Annotated in this window: 23 protein-coding genes; 11 read left to right on the top strand and 12 right to left on the bottom strand. The window is 66.4% G+C overall.

Features of this window, described 5'->3' with window-relative positions:
* Window positions 1-61: 61 nt before the first annotated feature.
* The gene (locus KBZ33_RS16340; protein WP_255011849.1) at window positions 62-328 is read right to left on the bottom strand and encodes a hypothetical protein; all 267 of its coding nucleotides are present in this window, start codon (window positions 326-328) and stop codon (window positions 62-64) included.
* 44 nt (window positions 329-372) lie between these two features.
* Between KBZ33_RS16340 and KBZ33_RS16345 the strand changes: the two genes are divergently transcribed.
* The 6 genes from KBZ33_RS16345 to KBZ33_RS16370 all read left to right on the top strand — a co-directional run bounded on the left by KBZ33_RS16345 (window position 373) and on the right by KBZ33_RS16370 (window position 3534).
* The gene (locus tag KBZ33_RS16345; RefSeq protein WP_254954441.1) at window positions 373-732 is read left to right on the top strand and encodes a type II toxin-antitoxin system PemK/MazF family toxin; all 360 of its coding nucleotides are present in this window, start codon (window positions 373-375) and stop codon (window positions 730-732) included.
* A gap of 334 nt (window positions 733-1066) precedes the next feature.
* A complete protein-coding gene (locus KBZ33_RS16350; protein WP_254954442.1) occupies window positions 1067-1303 on the top strand; it encodes a hypothetical protein in 237 nt (78 codons plus the stop codon).
* Complete coding sequence (locus KBZ33_RS16355; protein ID WP_254954443.1) at window positions 1303-2178, top strand: bile acid:sodium symporter family protein; 876 nt, start codon at window positions 1303-1305, stop codon at window positions 2176-2178. The genes KBZ33_RS16350 and KBZ33_RS16355 overlap by 1 nt, the downstream gene beginning before the upstream one ends.
* Window positions 2179-2377: 199 nt before the next feature.
* Window positions 2378-2743 carry a DUF1801 domain-containing protein gene (locus KBZ33_RS16360; protein WP_254954444.1) on the top strand — a complete coding sequence of 122 codons (366 nt, stop codon included), beginning with the start codon at window positions 2378-2380 and terminating at the stop codon, window positions 2741-2743.
* Between the two features lie 159 nt (window positions 2744-2902).
* Window positions 2903-3079, top strand: coding sequence for a DUF3721 domain-containing protein (locus KBZ33_RS16365; protein ID WP_254954445.1), 177 nt, complete (start codon window positions 2903-2905; stop codon window positions 3077-3079).
* Complete coding sequence (locus KBZ33_RS16370) at window positions 3079-3534, top strand: hypothetical protein (protein ID WP_254954446.1); 456 nt, start codon at window positions 3079-3081, stop codon at window positions 3532-3534. Before KBZ33_RS16365 ends, KBZ33_RS16370 begins: the two co-directional genes overlap by 1 nt.
* Before the next feature lie 3 nt (window positions 3535-3537).
* Here KBZ33_RS16370 and KBZ33_RS16375 read toward each other — a convergent pair whose 3' ends face one another.
* The 3 genes from KBZ33_RS16375 to KBZ33_RS16385 are packed head-to-tail and all read right to left on the bottom strand — an operon-like array spanning window position 3538 to window position 5263.
* Window positions 3538-4026: a GNAT family N-acetyltransferase gene (locus tag KBZ33_RS16375; protein WP_254954447.1), complete on the bottom strand. Its 489-nt coding sequence runs from the start codon at window positions 4024-4026 to the stop codon at window positions 3538-3540.
* Window positions 4023-4457 carry a hypothetical protein gene (locus KBZ33_RS16380; protein ID WP_254954448.1) on the bottom strand — a complete coding sequence of 145 codons (435 nt, stop codon included), beginning with the start codon at window positions 4455-4457 and terminating at the stop codon, window positions 4023-4025. Before KBZ33_RS16380 ends, KBZ33_RS16375 begins: the two co-directional genes overlap by 4 nt.
* Complete coding sequence (locus KBZ33_RS16385; RefSeq protein ID WP_254954449.1) at window positions 4454-5263, bottom strand: sulfite exporter TauE/SafE family protein; 810 nt, start codon at window positions 5261-5263, stop codon at window positions 4454-4456. The genes KBZ33_RS16380 and KBZ33_RS16385 overlap by 4 nt, the downstream gene beginning before the upstream one ends.
* Before the next feature lie 258 nt (window positions 5264-5521).
* Between KBZ33_RS16385 and KBZ33_RS16390 the strand changes: the two genes are divergently transcribed.
* Window positions 5522-5866: a metalloregulator ArsR/SmtB family transcription factor gene (locus KBZ33_RS16390; RefSeq protein WP_254954450.1), complete on the top strand. Its 345-nt coding sequence runs from the start codon at window positions 5522-5524 to the stop codon at window positions 5864-5866.
* Window positions 5867-5907: 41 nt separating this feature from the next.
* On the opposite strand, the gene KBZ33_RS16395 is transcribed toward KBZ33_RS16390, so the two are convergent.
* Window positions 5908-6084 (bottom strand): HPP family protein, encoded by a 177-nt coding sequence (locus tag KBZ33_RS16395; RefSeq protein ID WP_254954451.1) that lies wholly within the window; start codon window positions 6082-6084, stop codon window positions 5908-5910.
* Between the two features lie 278 nt (window positions 6085-6362).
* Window positions 6363-6860, bottom strand: coding sequence for a DM13 domain-containing protein (locus tag KBZ33_RS16400; RefSeq protein ID WP_254954452.1), 498 nt, complete (start codon window positions 6858-6860; stop codon window positions 6363-6365).
* 190 nt (window positions 6861-7050) lie between these two features.
* Between KBZ33_RS16400 and KBZ33_RS16405 the strand changes: the two genes are divergently transcribed.
* From KBZ33_RS16405 to KBZ33_RS21645, 3 genes are read left to right on the top strand one after another with little or no spacing between them, the layout of a single operon-like run.
* On the top strand, window positions 7051-7632 hold the full coding sequence (locus KBZ33_RS16405) for a sigma-70 family RNA polymerase sigma factor (protein ID WP_254954453.1): 582 nt from the start codon (window positions 7051-7053) through the stop codon (window positions 7630-7632).
* On the top strand, window positions 7629-8327 hold the full coding sequence (locus tag KBZ33_RS16410) for an anti-sigma factor domain-containing protein (RefSeq protein ID WP_254954454.1): 699 nt from the start codon (window positions 7629-7631) through the stop codon (window positions 8325-8327). The genes KBZ33_RS16405 and KBZ33_RS16410 overlap by 4 nt, the downstream gene beginning before the upstream one ends.
* Before the next feature lie 3 nt (window positions 8328-8330).
* Window positions 8331-8630 carry a cupin domain-containing protein gene (locus KBZ33_RS21645; RefSeq protein ID WP_254954455.1) on the top strand — a complete coding sequence of 100 codons (300 nt, stop codon included), beginning with the start codon at window positions 8331-8333 and terminating at the stop codon, window positions 8628-8630.
* Here KBZ33_RS21645 and KBZ33_RS16420 read toward each other — a convergent pair.
* The 6 genes from KBZ33_RS16420 to KBZ33_RS16445 form a co-directional block, all read right to left on the bottom strand.
* Window positions 8627-9463 (bottom strand): metal ABC transporter permease, encoded by an 837-nt coding sequence (locus tag KBZ33_RS16420; protein WP_255011850.1) that lies wholly within the window; start codon window positions 9461-9463, stop codon window positions 8627-8629. The genes KBZ33_RS21645 and KBZ33_RS16420 overlap by 4 nt on opposite strands.
* 165 nt (window positions 9464-9628) lie before the next feature.
* Window positions 9629-9841 carry a hypothetical protein gene (locus KBZ33_RS16425; protein WP_254954457.1) on the bottom strand — a complete coding sequence of 71 codons (213 nt, stop codon included), beginning with the start codon at window positions 9839-9841 and terminating at the stop codon, window positions 9629-9631.
* 270 nt (window positions 9842-10111) lie between these two features.
* Window positions 10112-10480, bottom strand: a complete 369-nt coding sequence (locus KBZ33_RS16430) for an AbrB family transcriptional regulator (protein ID WP_254954458.1) — start codon at window positions 10478-10480, stop codon at window positions 10112-10114.
* A gap of 229 nt (window positions 10481-10709) precedes the next feature.
* Window positions 10710-11942 (bottom strand): mechanosensitive ion channel family protein, encoded by a 1233-nt coding sequence (locus KBZ33_RS16435; protein WP_254954459.1) that lies wholly within the window; start codon window positions 11940-11942, stop codon window positions 10710-10712.
* Window positions 11939-13246 carry a hypothetical protein gene (locus KBZ33_RS16440; protein ID WP_254954460.1) on the bottom strand — a complete coding sequence of 436 codons (1308 nt, stop codon included), beginning with the start codon at window positions 13244-13246 and terminating at the stop codon, window positions 11939-11941. The genes KBZ33_RS16435 and KBZ33_RS16440 overlap by 4 nt, the downstream gene beginning before the upstream one ends.
* A 55-nt stretch (window positions 13247-13301) precedes the next feature.
* Window positions 13302-13556 carry a hypothetical protein gene (locus KBZ33_RS16445; protein ID WP_094585220.1) on the bottom strand — a complete coding sequence of 85 codons (255 nt, stop codon included), beginning with the start codon at window positions 13554-13556 and terminating at the stop codon, window positions 13302-13304.
* Between the two features lie 62 nt (window positions 13557-13618).
* On the opposite strand from KBZ33_RS16445, the gene KBZ33_RS16450 reads away from it, so the two are divergent.
* Window positions 13619-14098, top strand: a complete 480-nt coding sequence (locus KBZ33_RS16450; RefSeq protein WP_254954461.1) for a protein phosphatase — start codon at window positions 13619-13621, stop codon at window positions 14096-14098.
* Window positions 14099-14114: the final 16 nt, after the last annotated feature.

Below are 14114 nucleotides of genomic sequence, written 5' to 3' on the forward strand. Positions count from 1 at the left end.
ATCCGCTCCTCGATCGAGACGTAGGAGAACAGGGAGCCGCTGCGCTCCTGTTGGCCTCGCATCAACGAATGGGCAGTTGATGCATTCTCGCAGAGGTGGCCGGGTTTTTCAGCAAACTCTTAGGGGCCGCATGCAGACGCGGGTCCAGAAGTGGGGAAACAGCCTTGGTGTGCGGATCCTGCGTGGTCTGGCTGGGCAGATTGGTCTTGGTGCTGGCACTGAGGGGAGCCTGAGCGCCAAGGACGGGGCGTTGGTCGTGAAGCCAGTGCTTCCCAAGCGACTCAGTCTGGTTGATCTCCTTGCGGGAGTGACGGCCGAGAATCTCCATTCCACTGTCGATACAGGAGAGACTGTTGGGCTGGAGCTCTTTTAATGTCCGCTGCGTCTATTCCTTGTCGCAGTGACCTGGTGTGGCTGGAGTTCACCCCACAGACTGGTAGTGAGCAAGCTGAAAGACGACCGGCCTTGGTTATCTCGCCAAAGTCCTACAACGGCAAGGTGGGCTCGGCTTTGTTTTGTCCAATTACCTCTAGAGTGAAAGGATATCCTTTTGAGGTGCTCTTGCCAGAGGGTAGTGGTGTGGTTGGCGTCGTTCTTGCAGATCAGCTCAAGAGCCTTGACTGGCGTGCGAGAAAGGCGAAGCTGATTGAGCGTGCATCACCTCATGTATTGGCCATGGTTACCGCAAGGCTCCTGCCGCTTCTTGACCCAGACGCTGATTTCACTCTCTAGCACGGCCATTCCCCGAGCCGCCACCTCATATTTACGGCCTCCCGTGAATGGCCTCTTTCACTGCTCTCTGCGGCCAGGTGATAGCCAGCGTTAAACAGATCAAAGGGCTTGCCGGTAGGGCTTTCATTTGGCCAAAGCTAGGATCTCAAATGGCGTTTGCCTTGAGACGCATCTGCTGAAACTGCGCGATCGATACCTGGATGTCTTCTCGGGTCCATCTCTTATCCTTTGCGTGTTTGCTTGCAAGAAACGCGTTGTTGAGTCCAACCATTTGCGAACTGAAGTATGCGTCCAACTGCCGAAGCCATTCGGACCCTGTTGGAAGAAGCGCAATTTGAGGAAGTGCTCAATCCAGGATGATCTGGAGGCCAGCCAGATCGCCACCGAAACCGAGATGCTGCTGGTGAATGGCCTGGTGCTGCTCAGCTCGATCGCGGCCACCAAGGCCGATGTGCAGAGCCTGGCCGAGGGCCTGCAGGTGGAACTCCAGGGCCATGGCATCGTTGTGCTGCCGCGCTGGGCGCGGGTGAGGATCATGGGCAAGGTGATGCAGAGCATGGCAACCCGTTAATGCAGAGCAGCTTTTTCACGCTTGTCCTGCTGCCCCTGGCCTTGGCCAGCGTCATGCTGGGGATGGGCCTCAGCCTGGTGGCAGAGGACTTCAAACGCATCACCCGCTACCCCAGGGCGGTCGTGGTGGGCACGGTCTGCCAGACCCTGCTGTTGCCGTTGTTGGGAGGACTGATCGCCCTGGCGGTGCCCATGCAGCCGGCGATGGCCGTCGGTTTGGTGGTTGTGGCGGTTTGCCCTGGTGGACCCTCTTCCAACCTCATGACCTTTCTGGCCCGGGGGGATGTGGCCCTGTCGGTGACACTGACGGCCGTTAGCAGCCTCGTCACCGTCTTCACGATTCCGCTGTTCACCAATCTGGCCCTGCGCCAATTCCTGGGGGCAGGGGAGGCGATGGTCCTGCCGCTGGGCACCACCATGCTGCAGATCGTCCTGATCACCCTGCTGCCAACGGCCATCGGCATGGCCATCCGTCACCGTTTTCCTGGGACCGCCCGTCGCCTCGAAAAGCAGATGGGCCGCCTGGCTGCAGGCCTCCTGGCGCTGATCATCGTGCTGTTGCTGATTCGGGAGGGCAGCAAGCTGCCAGGATTTCTGGCGCAGGTGGGACTCGCCATCGTGGTGCTCAACCTGCTGGCCATGCTGACGGGCTTGTCGGCGGGAAAGCTGTTTCGCCTGCCACGGGCTCAGCAGGTCTGCATCGCGATTGAAGTGGGGATTCAGAACGGAACCCTGGCGATTGCCATCACCGCCGGTCTGCTCAACAACCCCGACATGGCCGTGCCTGCGGCGGTCTATAGCCTGTTGATGTATGTGACCGGCTTTGGAGCGATCCTCTACGGCAGGAGAGTGATCGCCATGGCCCCTCTGGCTTGATCTCTGGGCGAACCATCGGCCAACGCGGCTGACTATGCAGTTGGTTTGGTCTGCCCTCGTGTCCTCTGCAATTGGCGCTTCGTTTCGTGCGCTGTTGAATGACTCTTGCAGGGAGACGGATCCAGGAGCATGATGATCGACTCCGCCCGATTCGTTGCACCTACAGTGCGATTTGACACCCAAAGTGAGGCCGTGCGTGATGGCAGCCAAGACCGTTGAGGCCCTCTTGGACGATGTTCGCCTTCTGTCTGAGGAGGCCTATGTCCTTGTGCAAGCAGTGCGCAGCCTGACGCATGAGACCCTTGGCTCAATCTCTGAGGAGGTGAAGTACGGCGGCATTCTGTTCATGTCTGCCGGCCTTTGGTTCGGTGGTGTGTTCGCTTACCAGCAGCATGTCTCAGTGGAGTTCAGCAAGGGTGCTCTGATCGTCGATCCGTTTGGTCAGCTGGAAGGAACTGGCAAGGGACGGCGTCACGTCAAGCTCCGTTGCCTTGATGACGTCAGTTCCAAACATCTGGCTGTGTATCTGAAGCTTGCCTTTCAGGCGACAGGGGGCCAGGCCTGAGTGGTCGTTCAACCTGGCTGGCGAGCGAGCGAGAACTCCTGGGGCCCCTCTGCCAGAGTGATTGTTGTTCACGGATCGGCCATGGGGCGTCGTCAACCGCTTCTCAAGGCAATGGCCGTCGTTTCCGGCCTTTTGGCAGGGCTCAGCGAAGCTCCCGCCATGGCCCAGCACGCCGGCCATGGCGCTCAGCAGGCGGTGTTTGCCACCAAGGCCGAGGCCGAAGCCGCCGCGAAGCACTTCAACTGCAAGGGGGCCCACAGGATGGGCAACCAGTGGATGCCTTGCGCCAGTCATGGTGAGGCGACCGGCGGGACATCCAGTCCCTCTACGCCCTGATGCCAGCACCTGTTCCGCCCGAGCCCTCTCCCGACAGCCCCGCGTCCGGTTGCGGCGGCAAGCCCAAGATCCTCGCCATCGGCATCGCCCCCTTGGGCATCATTTCGATCGGCATCGTTCCGATGGGAGTGATCAGCATCGGCGTCGTGCCGATGGGGGTGCTGAGCCTCGGTGCCGTGGCCATGGGGGTGATCAACGCCTCCGTTGTCGGCATGGGCATCCTGATCGCCGGGGTCAATGTGATGGGGGTGTGGTGGGTCGGCATGGAGGGGATGGGTCCCTACCGACTGGGAGTTCAGGCCGGCCAGGTTCACCACCACGACCACGGCCAGAAGAACATCCACGCGTACCCGAGCCGGGAGGAGGCCCTCAGCAAGGCCAAGCAACTCGGCTGCGAAGGGGTGCACGCCATGGGTTCGCTCTGGATGCCCTGCGAGGACCATCCGACCCCCTGAAGCTCAGGCCAGCGCCTTGAACATCACCAGGGCGTCCACTGCGCCCAGTCGGGGATGGCGAAAGGCCCCCGGCAGCCGGCCGATCGTGCGGAAGCCGTTGCTGCCCCAGGCCGCCACCCCGGCGGTGTTGGTGGCCACCACCAGGTTGAACTGCATCGCCGTGAAGCCCCGCCGCCGGGCTTCCTCCTGGGAGTGGCGGCAAAGGGCATGACCCACCCCCTGGCCACGGGCGGCTTCGGCCACCACGTAACCGGCGTTGGCCACGTGGGCGCCGAGACACGGCTGGTTGGGCCGCAGGTAGTAGGTGCCCAGGATCGCGTCGCCCGCATCGGTGGCCACGACGGTGGCGGCGGCAGCCTCCACCCAGGCCCGGCGGGCCGCGTCGCTGCCGATCGCCGGGTCGTGGGGGAAGGTCTCGCCGGCCCTGAACACCGGCTCCAGCACCGCCCACACCGCCGGCCAATCGCCAGGTTCGTAGGGCCGGAGGATCAAGCCGCTTGCACCACGATCGATTTGCTCACCGTACCGGGCAGATTCCGCGACACCGGACACACCTTCATGCGTCGTTCCAGAAAGGCCCGGGTGGGTTCATCCAGTTCGGGCGTCATCGCTCCTGCGGCCGCCTCCAGCCGCACCTGGAACGTGCCGCTCACCGCCTCGATCATCCAGTCGCCGGAGGTGGTCACACGGAGAACCCCATCCACCGCGGCCAGGGGCAGGTGCCGCTCCAGGGCATTGGCCACCAGGTAGTGGTGCTGGCAGAGCAGCAGCGACAGCAGGTACAGCCGAAAGCCGGGGGTTTGCAGGCTGGGCTCCAGGGGCTGCCACGGCTCCTGATCGCTGTTGCGGACGTCGACGCTGAGGCTGTCGCCGGCGGCCCCATGGCGGCTCTGCAGGCGGAACTGGAACAGGAGGTTGGTCATCGCTGCTGCGGGACGGCGTGGGGGGAGGAGATGGCGCGGTGTTGACGTTGGAGGGCTTCAGCGCCCGTGAGCAGGGCCGAACCGACCAGCAGGGCGGCGAAGCCCTGGCGCAGGTGACGATCGGACAGGCGCGGGGCCAGGGCCTGGCCGCCGATCGCCCCCACCAGACCACCCACCACCAGGGGCCCCAGCAGCGGCAGGCCCGCTGCCGGCCAGTGCCCAAGGGCGGCGAGGGCCACCAGGCTGTTGGTGGTGATCAGCACCAGGCTGGTGCCGCTGGCCAGGGGCATCGGCAGACCGGCCAGCAGCACCAGGGCGGGCACGATGGCGAAGCCGCCGCCCACGCCGGCGATGCCGGTCAGCAGGCCCACCAGCACCCCCTGGCCCGCCAGGGCCAGCGGCGATCCGGTGGACCGGGGCGCCCGGGTGGTGCCGCTGGGGCGACGGGACAGCAACCAGGCGGCCACCAGGGCGGCAGCGGCGAACACCCCCAGCTGCACGGGCTCGGGGACCAGGCCGTGCTTCACCAACGAGCCTCCGATCCAGCTGCCCGCCAGGGCCGGCACCCCCAGGATCAGGGCGGGGCGCGGTGCCACCTGGCGCCGGCGCAGGTAGGGGCCGGCATTGGCCACCGCCAACAGGGTCACCGCCAGGAGGGAAAGGGGCACCGCTTCCCGGGTGGGCAGCCCGGCGCCGCTGATCAGCAGGGGCAGCAGCAGGATCGATCCGCCGGCCCCGAGCACCGCCAGCAGGAAGCCGATCAGGGCGCCCCCGCCGGCCATCAACAGCAGAACGGCGGCACTCATGGTGTCACGCGGTTCCAGGGCCTTGCGGCCAGCCGCCGTGCCCGGCTGGCGGCGGCTTCAGGCGGACATGGAGGGACGGAAGCCTTCAACGCAACCTCAACTGGCTCTTATGATCATACACGCATACAACGACTAAAGAGTGATAGGGGGTGCCGATGCGGCGCCCTGCGGCGTGTTGCTGCATGGCGGAAATCGTCCTGTCCATCACTGCAGCCTGGGAGACCCTGCATAATGTCGCAAGCGTCATACCCTTCTGCCATGGGCGTTGCCGGCCCCGGTTCCATTCCCAGCCCCGAACTGCTGGACGAGTTCAGCCAGTTCTTCCGTCTGCTGAGCGAACCGGCCCGGCTCCAGCTGCTCTGTCATCTGCGCCAGGGTCCCGCTGATGTCGCCACCCTGATCGAGTCCACAGGCTTCAGCCAGTCCCACATCAGCCGCCAGCTGTCCCAGCTGCAACGCGCTGGCCTGGTGTCCTGCGACCGGGACGGGGTCCGGCTCATCTACAGGGCCGACACCGAGCTGGTGGAGGAGCTCTGTGATCTCGTGCAGAAGCGCATGAAGCAGCGCCTGCAGCAGCAGCTGGAGCAGCTCCAGACCGCCTGAGCCTGGCGCAACGTGGTGATCGAGGCCTTGGGGCCCCTGGCTCAGAGCCAATGCACCGGGTAGGCGGAGGCGCCCTTCACCCAACGGCTGAACAGCCAGGCCAGCAGCATGAGCAGCACGGAGCCGGACAGCACCGGAAACAGGACGAATCCGGCGCCCGCCTTGAGGAAGACCCCGAGGAAGGCGATGCCGCCGGCAGGGGGTGCAGGCAGCGGCACCGCTGTCCGAGTTGCGGGGCTGGGCCAGGGGACTGCGGCGATGGCCGAACAGCAGCACCGAGGAGGCCCAGAGACAGCAGGGCCCCCAGCCAGCGGGGTCTGGGGTGGGCGACGGTCGAGACCTCCGGAAGCTCTTGGCCATCGGGAACAGAGGCAGCGGCCCGGCGGGTCATCGGAGGCCACGCAAGATTGTCGCGATTTGCCTCCCCCACCTGTGTGGCACCTGGGAGGAGAAGGGCGATGAGTGGTTCGCCGGGCCCTGAGGGGGCCTGCGCTGCTCAGGGCTTGAGGGGCGACCAGGCCATCGTGGCGTTGAATTTCTTGCACCAGATCAGCACCGATTTCAGGGCTTTGAGATCAAGCGAGGCGGGGATCACATAGCTCTGGCCACCCTTGCTGGCTTTCAGCCTCGCCAGCACGGTGTAGCTGCCGGCCTTGAGGGGATAGGCCGGGGGGTTGCTCATGGCCAGGGGGGTGGCGGAGGGGCTGAAGACCACCCAGAGATCCGGGGCCGTGTCGCTGGTCTTGAAGTCGCCGCTGAGGCTGAGCACCCTCTTGCCGCCCTGCTCGCTGATCGAGAAGCCACCGCGCACGGGGGCCTCGGCCTGGCGGAAGCTGCCCTTGGCCGTCGCCATGGCCACGGTCTGGGCCAGCGAATCCAGGGCGGGAGTGATCGGATGGCTGAGGCTGCGGGCCTGCAGGACGGCACCGGAGAGGGCCGTGGCAGCCACCAGGGTGAGGGCGCCGGACAGCAGGGCACTGGGGGAGCGGGTCATCGTGATGGGGAAGCGTGAGCAGGGAGTACCGCCGCGCTCCTGGAACGGATTGGCTCGGCGGGCTGTCGTTGCATCCTGTGCGGATGAGGCTGTCGTTTTCTGCAACGCGCACTTCCTGGCCCGGACCCATCCGATCGGCTCCCTCGCCGGTATCAGGGGAGCGGCAACCCAGCCGAATGCCTCCCCGGACGTGAAACCCTCTGACGCCGACGCTCCACCCCGCCATCCGCCCCTGCGGGGCGCCCTTGAGGGCGCCACCGACGCTCCCGGCGATCTGGCGGAGTTGTACGACACCTGCAGCGGTCCGGTGTACCGCCTGGCCCTGCGGCTGTGTCGCTCCAGCCACGAAGCCGAAGACCTCGCCCATGACGTCTTCCTGCGCTACTGGCAGCAGGGGCGTTATGACCCTGCCCGGGGCCCGGTGCTGGCCTACCTGCTGTTGATGACGCGCTCGATGGCCATCAACCGCCTCAACCAGCGCGCCAACCGCTGGCAGCTGGTGCAACGCTGGTCAGAGCACCTGTTTCCAGCGGCCGTGCCCACGCCCCATGACAGTGCCGAGGCCGAGGATCTGGCCGAGAGGGTCCGGGGCGCCCTCGCGGCCATCCCCGCCAACCAGCGTCAGGTGCTGGAGATGGCCTACTACGAAGGGTTGAGCCAGTCCGCGATCGGCGCGCTGCTGAAACTGCCCCTCGGCACCGTCAAGACCCGCGCCCGCCAGGGGTTGATCCGCCTGCGCGCCCTGCTCCACGACTCGCCCGTCCAGCCATGAACCCCAACACCACCCCATTCGACGCCGCCAGCATCGACGCCCTGCTTGCCGGCCACGCCCTGGGAGACCTGGAGGAAACCGAGCGGGAACAGCTGGCCGGGCTGCTGCGGCAGCAGCCCGAGCTGCGCCGGCGCCTGGAGGAGTTCAGCACCACCCTGGAATTGCTGCCCCTGGCGCTGCCGGCCATCGCGGCGCCTCCCCCCTCCCTGCGCCGTCGCCTGCTGCAGCCCAGCCCCCATCCGGGCCCATGGCGGCGCTGGCTCGCTCCCTCCCTGCTGGCCGTCGGCCTGCTGCTGCTGGGCGGTGAGCTCTACCAGACCCGGCAGCAGCTGGCGGGCCTGCAGCGGCAACTGTCGCCGGCCGCTCCGGGCGAACGACGGACGCTGCCCCTGCACTCGGTGCAGCCTGGCCAGACGGCCTCGGGGGAGGTGCTGGTCACCGGCAACAGCACCAACAACCTGCTGAAGCTCACCGACCTGCCCGCCCTGCCGCCGCACCACACCTACCGGCTCTGGGCCACCGTGAAGGGTCAGACCGTGGGTTGCGTCCATTTCGTGCCCAACGCCCGCGGCCAGGTGGCCATCCCCATCCCCCTCTCCCCCACCAGCGAGGCCACCGACGTCCGTGTCAGCGTCGAGGGTGACCCCACCGGCCAGGCGCCCAGGGGACCCATGGTGCTCACCAGTTCCCACTGAGCCGTGCCCGTCTCCCCTGCCCCCACCCACGTTCATGCCGATCTGGGCCGGCGGGCCGTCGTCGACACGGGCGCGCTGCCCTGGCACCCCTCGCCCCTGGCCGGGGTGGAGCGGCGCCTGCTGGAGCGCGACGGCGGCGAGGAGTTCCTTGTGCTCTACGGGGTGTTCGAAGACGAGCAGGGTGCCTATCCAGCCGGCACCTGGCAGCGCAAGCCACCCGGTCGCCGCCATGTTCCCTGCAGCGGCAGCGGTGGTCTGATCTGGGTCAAGACCGGTCACCTTGGCCAGGCGATCTCCGCCTAGGGGGTCGCCGGCCCGCCCCGGAATGGGGCCACCGCCAGGGCGGTGAGGAAGCCCACCAGCTGGGCGATCACGACGCTCGGGCCCGATGGCAGGGCGAAGGCGGCGGAGAGCAGCAGGCCCAGTACGGCGCAGGCGGCCCCCAGCCCGGCGGCCAGGCCCACATAGCTATCGAAGCGGCGGCTCACCAGCCGCGAGGCGCAGGCCGGGATGACCACGAAGGCACTGATCAGCAACACTCCCACCGCCTTGACGGAGATGGCCACCACCACGGCCAGCAGGATCAGGAACAGCAGCCGGTGCAGGGAGACGGCGACCCCCCGGGAACGGGCCAGGGGTTCGTCGAGGCTGAGCAGCACCTGGTCACGCCGGGTGAAGGTGAGGTAGCCGGTGGTGACGACAAGCAGGACCCCGATCAGGCTGAGGTCGAGCCAGGTGACCCCCAGGATGTCACCGAAGAGCAGCTGCTGGATGCCTCCCTTGTAGACCCGCAGCAGGCTCAGGGTCACCACGGCCATGGCCAGCGACGAGGAGTAGACGATGTTCAGCAGGGCATCCGCCGGCAGGCGGCTGCGTTGCACCAGCTGGTTTGTCATCAGGGCGAAGAGCACCGCAAAGGGGATCAGCACCAGGGTGGGATCGATGCCCAGCAGGATTCCCAGCGTGATGCCGAGCAGGGCGGAATGGCCCAGGGCATCACTGAAGAAGGAGAGCTGGCGGAGTACCGCAAAACTGCCCAGCACCCCACCGAGGGCGCCGCTCAACAGCCCGCCCAGGAGGGCCCGCTGCATGAAAGGAAGTTGCAGCAGCTGCCCCAGGGTTGATCCCTCTGTCATGTCCCCACGATCATTCAGGAGGCGACGTGGGCCAGGGCCTCGCCTGCCAGGGCGATGGAGGCCGCCAGCAGCACCAGGCGTCCTGCCTGGCAGAACAGGCGTGAAGTGATGACGAAACCCATGGGGATCATTGGCGTGCTCCAGTGGAGGGCAAAGGTGAAGCGTTCAGCGGCCCGTTGTGTGGAGGGGGCGGAGATCAGGCAGACCGACCGAGAAGGCGGGGGATCCGTGGCGGGTGAGGGGCCAGCGTCGCACCCAGCAGCTGCTCGTTTCCTCGTCGATGCTGATCACTTGGTAGGTGCCGCCCTGGCGGCTGTTCAACTGGACGAAGCCGCCGGGGTGCGGGGCTGCCGCCGAATGGGATGGGGGATAAGGCATTGGTCAGACCACGCATCAGCTCTCAACGTAACAGAAAGTTGCAGACTGATTGACGAGAAGCCACTTCATGTGCATTCCAAAGCACATGACGGCGCTCCCCTGCCCCAAACATGCGTAACCCCCTCGGGGCGGGCCCAAGGGGGTTACTTTGCGAAAGCTTTAGGGAGTTGATCAATCTCCCTGCCCCGCAAGCTCTTTCTAGATCAGCAGCAACAGCTACAGCGCGGGTTCGAACATTCCTTCACAAGCCTGAGGAGGTTCAGGAGCGGATCACTCGTCGTCGTCGGAGCCGCCCACGGGGACGAGGCGAATCGCCTTGCGACCCAGCTTGATCTCGAATTCGTCGCCCGGCTCGAGGCCCAGCATGGCGGTGTAGGCCTTGCCCACCAGCAGGTTGCCGTTGAACTGGACCTTGGCGGTATAGCCGAGTTTGCGGCCAGCCTTGGTGGCCGCCTTGCCGACACCGTCACCGAGGTTGATCCCCTTGGCATCGAGAAGGGCTTCGTAGAAAGCCGTGAAGTTCAGGCGTTCATTGCCGTCCTTCTTGGCGCTCACGTAGCCGCAGCTGCGGACCAGATCCGACTTCGTAGCATCTCCCAGCTCTTTCACCTTGGCGAGCAGATCGGGACCTTTGAGCATGATGCAATGGCGGTGGGTATTAAGCGAAATTGTACATCTCGGGCCTGCGATCGCCAGTCGGGCCAGGTTCGGCGTTCCCTGCCCTCTTTGCCTAGGCATGGCGGTGGCTCTGTGGTCATTCGCTGTGCTCCGGTTGCCGCTGGATGGCCATGGCCGGAGCGAACACAATCCCGCTGTTGAACGCCATCGCCGCAGCGGCCATCGCCGGAGGATCGGATAGCTTCAGGCTTCAGCTCTTCGGTGGACCCTCCACCCGATACTGCACCTGCTGGGGGAAGGGGATCTCGATGTTCCGGTCGCGGAAGGCCCGCCAGATGCCCGCCTGCACGTCGCTGCAGATGGACACGTTATCCATGGGATTGGCGATCCAGAAGCGCAGGGCATAGTCGATGGAGGAGTCCCCATAGCGGAGCAGCAGACCCTTCGGTGCCGGGGTGGGAAGAATGCGGCTCTGGCCGCGGGCCGTGGCCTCCAGCAGCGCGATCACGTCCTCGGGATCATGGTGATAAGCCGCGCTCACCAGTACCTGGCTGCGCCGCATGGTGTCGCTGCCCGTGTAGGTCACGGTGGTGTTGGTGAAGAACGTCTGGTTCGGGATCACCAGTTCGGCATTGTCCCGGTCGCGCCAGAGCACGGCGGCCCGCAGCCCGAGGCTGCGCACTTCGCACGGATCACCGTCGATGAACAGCACTTCCCCGGGCCGTACCGATCCCTCGAACAGCAGCCAAAGACCACTGACGAAATTGGAGAAGACTTCCTTGATGCCGAACCCCAGGCCCACCGAGAGGCCACCGGCCACCGCCAGGATCGCCGTGCGGTTGAAACCGACGTGATCAAGGGCCCAGACGATCCCCATGGCCACCGCTGCATAGCGAATCATCAGGGCCAGGGCCCGGCGGCTGCCGTTGCTGATGCCGACGCTGCGCTGCACCAGCCAGGCCACCCCCTGGGCCGGTGGCCCCGTGCCCATGGCCAGCACATAGACAATCAGCACCGCCAGGAAAAAGCTGCCCAGGGTCACCTCCGATCCGAACCAGTCGCCGATGGGGATCAGGGCCAGATCCTGGGGGTTGTCGAACACCCGGATCACCAGCAGGGCGGCGACCAGCAGGTAGGCCGGACGAATCAGGCGGGTCTCGAGCAGTTGCATCGGCTGGGGCTGGATGAAGCGGCCCAGCAGCAGGCGCACCCCTTCCAGACCCAGCCAGCCCAGGTACAGGAGCAGCCCCAGCAGCACCAGGCCGTACGGCTGCCCGCCAAGCCCCAGGGCCAGCGAGAGCAGGCCCAGCAGGGTGGGGATCACGACGTTGGGCTTCCCCGCCGGCGGAAAGCGTGGGGCCAGTCGCCGGCGTAAGGGTCCCTGGAGGAGATACACCAGCAGCAGCACCATCACCTGGACGCGCACCTCGATGCGCTGCAGGTAGCCGAACCAGCCGACGATCTCCAGCAGCAACTCGCTCATCGGGACCTCTCGCGAGCCAGGAGCCCGATCAGGCCCTCGAGAGTGGCCTGCTGGCTCAGGTCATCAAAGAGGAAACGGGTGAGCAGCGCCTGCCAGGCCTCCCTTTTGCCCTTGGTGCTCCCCTCCACCAGCCGGATCGTCGCGCCTCGCATCGATTGCTGTCGCCCCTCCACCATGGCCGCCAGTACGGAGGAACTGCGCACCGGTGGCGCCACCTCCCGGTTCACCGGCAGCACGTAAAGGTTGCGGAGCACCATCTCCCGCTGGTGCAGGGGACTGATGGCGAACCGGGCCAGGGCCAGGGCTAGCTGGCGCTGGACCGGACTGGAATTGACGCCGAAGGAGAGCACGCGCTCCCGGGTGATCGGGGTGGCGTTGCCGCTGGGCCCGGAGGGCAGGGGGGCCACGCCCAGGTTGTTGCCCAGCCGCGATCGCAGGCGAAGGATGTTGATGCTGCGGCAGGGAATCCAGTCGAGGCCCCCCGCCATCAGCTGCTTCAGCAATTCCGTTTCGGTGGGGTAGAAGGTGACGTGTTGCTGCCGGTCCGCCAGACGCAGCCACTGCAGCCAGCCCCGCAGGCTGGCCTGGGTCGCCGTTGTTTCCGGCTCTCCAGCCAGCAGGTTGCCCGCGGCGTCGATCGCCCCAAGCGGGCCCAGGGTCCAGGCCAGGCTGACCGCATCGAGGGAGAGCCCCACCTCCATTCCCTTGGCGCTTAAGGCCAGCAGCTCCTCAAGGGTGGCGGGGCTGCGCTGGACGTGGCGCCGATCGAAGCAGGCCACCTGGGGCTGCAGCTCCAGGGGAAGGCCGGTCAGGGTTCCATCCGAGCGCCGCACCCGCTCCACCGAGCCTGCGTCCAGCTGATCCAGCACCACGCTCGGGAATCTCACGGTGCTGATCAGCCGTTCCCGGGCCAGCTCCTGGGCCGTGGACTCGTTCACCAGCAACACATCGGGGCTCAGGCCGGTGCGGTTACGGATGAGGAGCTCGTTGCGCAGGTTCTCCTCGGGAAACACCTCCACCTGGAGCCGGACCTTTGGCTGCAGGGTGCGGAATGAGGCCTGGAGTTGGGCGGTGCGTTTGCGGATCTCCTTCTGCAGTTCGCCGTCGAGGGCCTCCTGGCTCACCCCGACGGCGATGTACAGCGTGCCCTCCAGTGGCCGGAGCATGGGCTGCAGGCGCTGCCCGTGACAGCCCCCCAGGATGGCCATCAATGGCAGCAGCAGCCCTGCGGCCATCACCTTGAGGGACGCTGGCCATCGGCCCTGAACGGGCGGGGTGGGTGTGCGGCGGCGGAGGGAAATCACACCGGGAGGCTAGGGGCGTTCGCCCCTGGGGGCACCCCTGGCCTCCCGGCTCTGATCAGTCCTCCGGGTAGAGCAGCTCGGCGAGTTCGTCGGGGTCGACGTCATAGACCCGCGCCAGGGTCGTCTCGATCGCGCTGGTCACCACATCCGGCAGGAAGCGCATCGCGTTCAGGGCGTCGTCGGCGATGTCGTCGGTGAGGAGCTTGTCGCCCCCCAGCTTCTCGTCGTTGATCACGGCCATCACCCAGCTCTGGTAGGCGGTGACGAGATCGGCGAACTCGAGCTCAGGATCGTTCAGATCGAGGGCCATCGGGCGTCTCCAGGGACGGACGTTGCCTCTGCAGTTTGCCGCCTGGTCGTCAGGATGGATGGATGCATCAGGAACCCCTGCCATCGGTGGCCTCCCTGCAGGGCACCCTGTTCGACTTCGCCATCGCCGAGCTGGTGCGCGGCCATCGCGAGAGCTTCCCGCCCCTGTGGACGGCCGACAGCTGGGCCAAGCTGATGATCTGGCTGGCCCTCAGCTGTGGCTGCTCCGGCGAAGCCCGGGCTCTCGAGGCCTTCGCGGCGGCCCTGGGTCCGGCACTCACGGCAAGGATGCGGCGGCTGTTCTTCGAGCGGGAGCTTCCTGACCTGAACCTGCGGGTGATGGCCGATCCGGCCGAGCAGCAGGTGCTGGTGCTGGCCCTCGAGGCGGGCCAGGACGCCGACGCGGACCCAGGGGGGTCGCTGGATCCGGAGCGGGTGGCGGCGGCCCTGCAGGCCGTTGGCCTCAGCGCCCTGGTGACGGCCGATCGCGATCGCTGGCAGCCGCTGCAGGCCCTGATGGCGTTGCCCTGGCAGGCGTTCTAGGTTCCCCTCCAACGAG

Origin of the sequence: Cyanobium sp. Cruz-8D1 (assembly GCF_024345975.1) — a bacterium.
In the GTDB taxonomy this organism is placed as follows: Bacteria; Cyanobacteriota; Cyanobacteriia; order PCC-6307; family Cyanobiaceae; genus Cyanobium.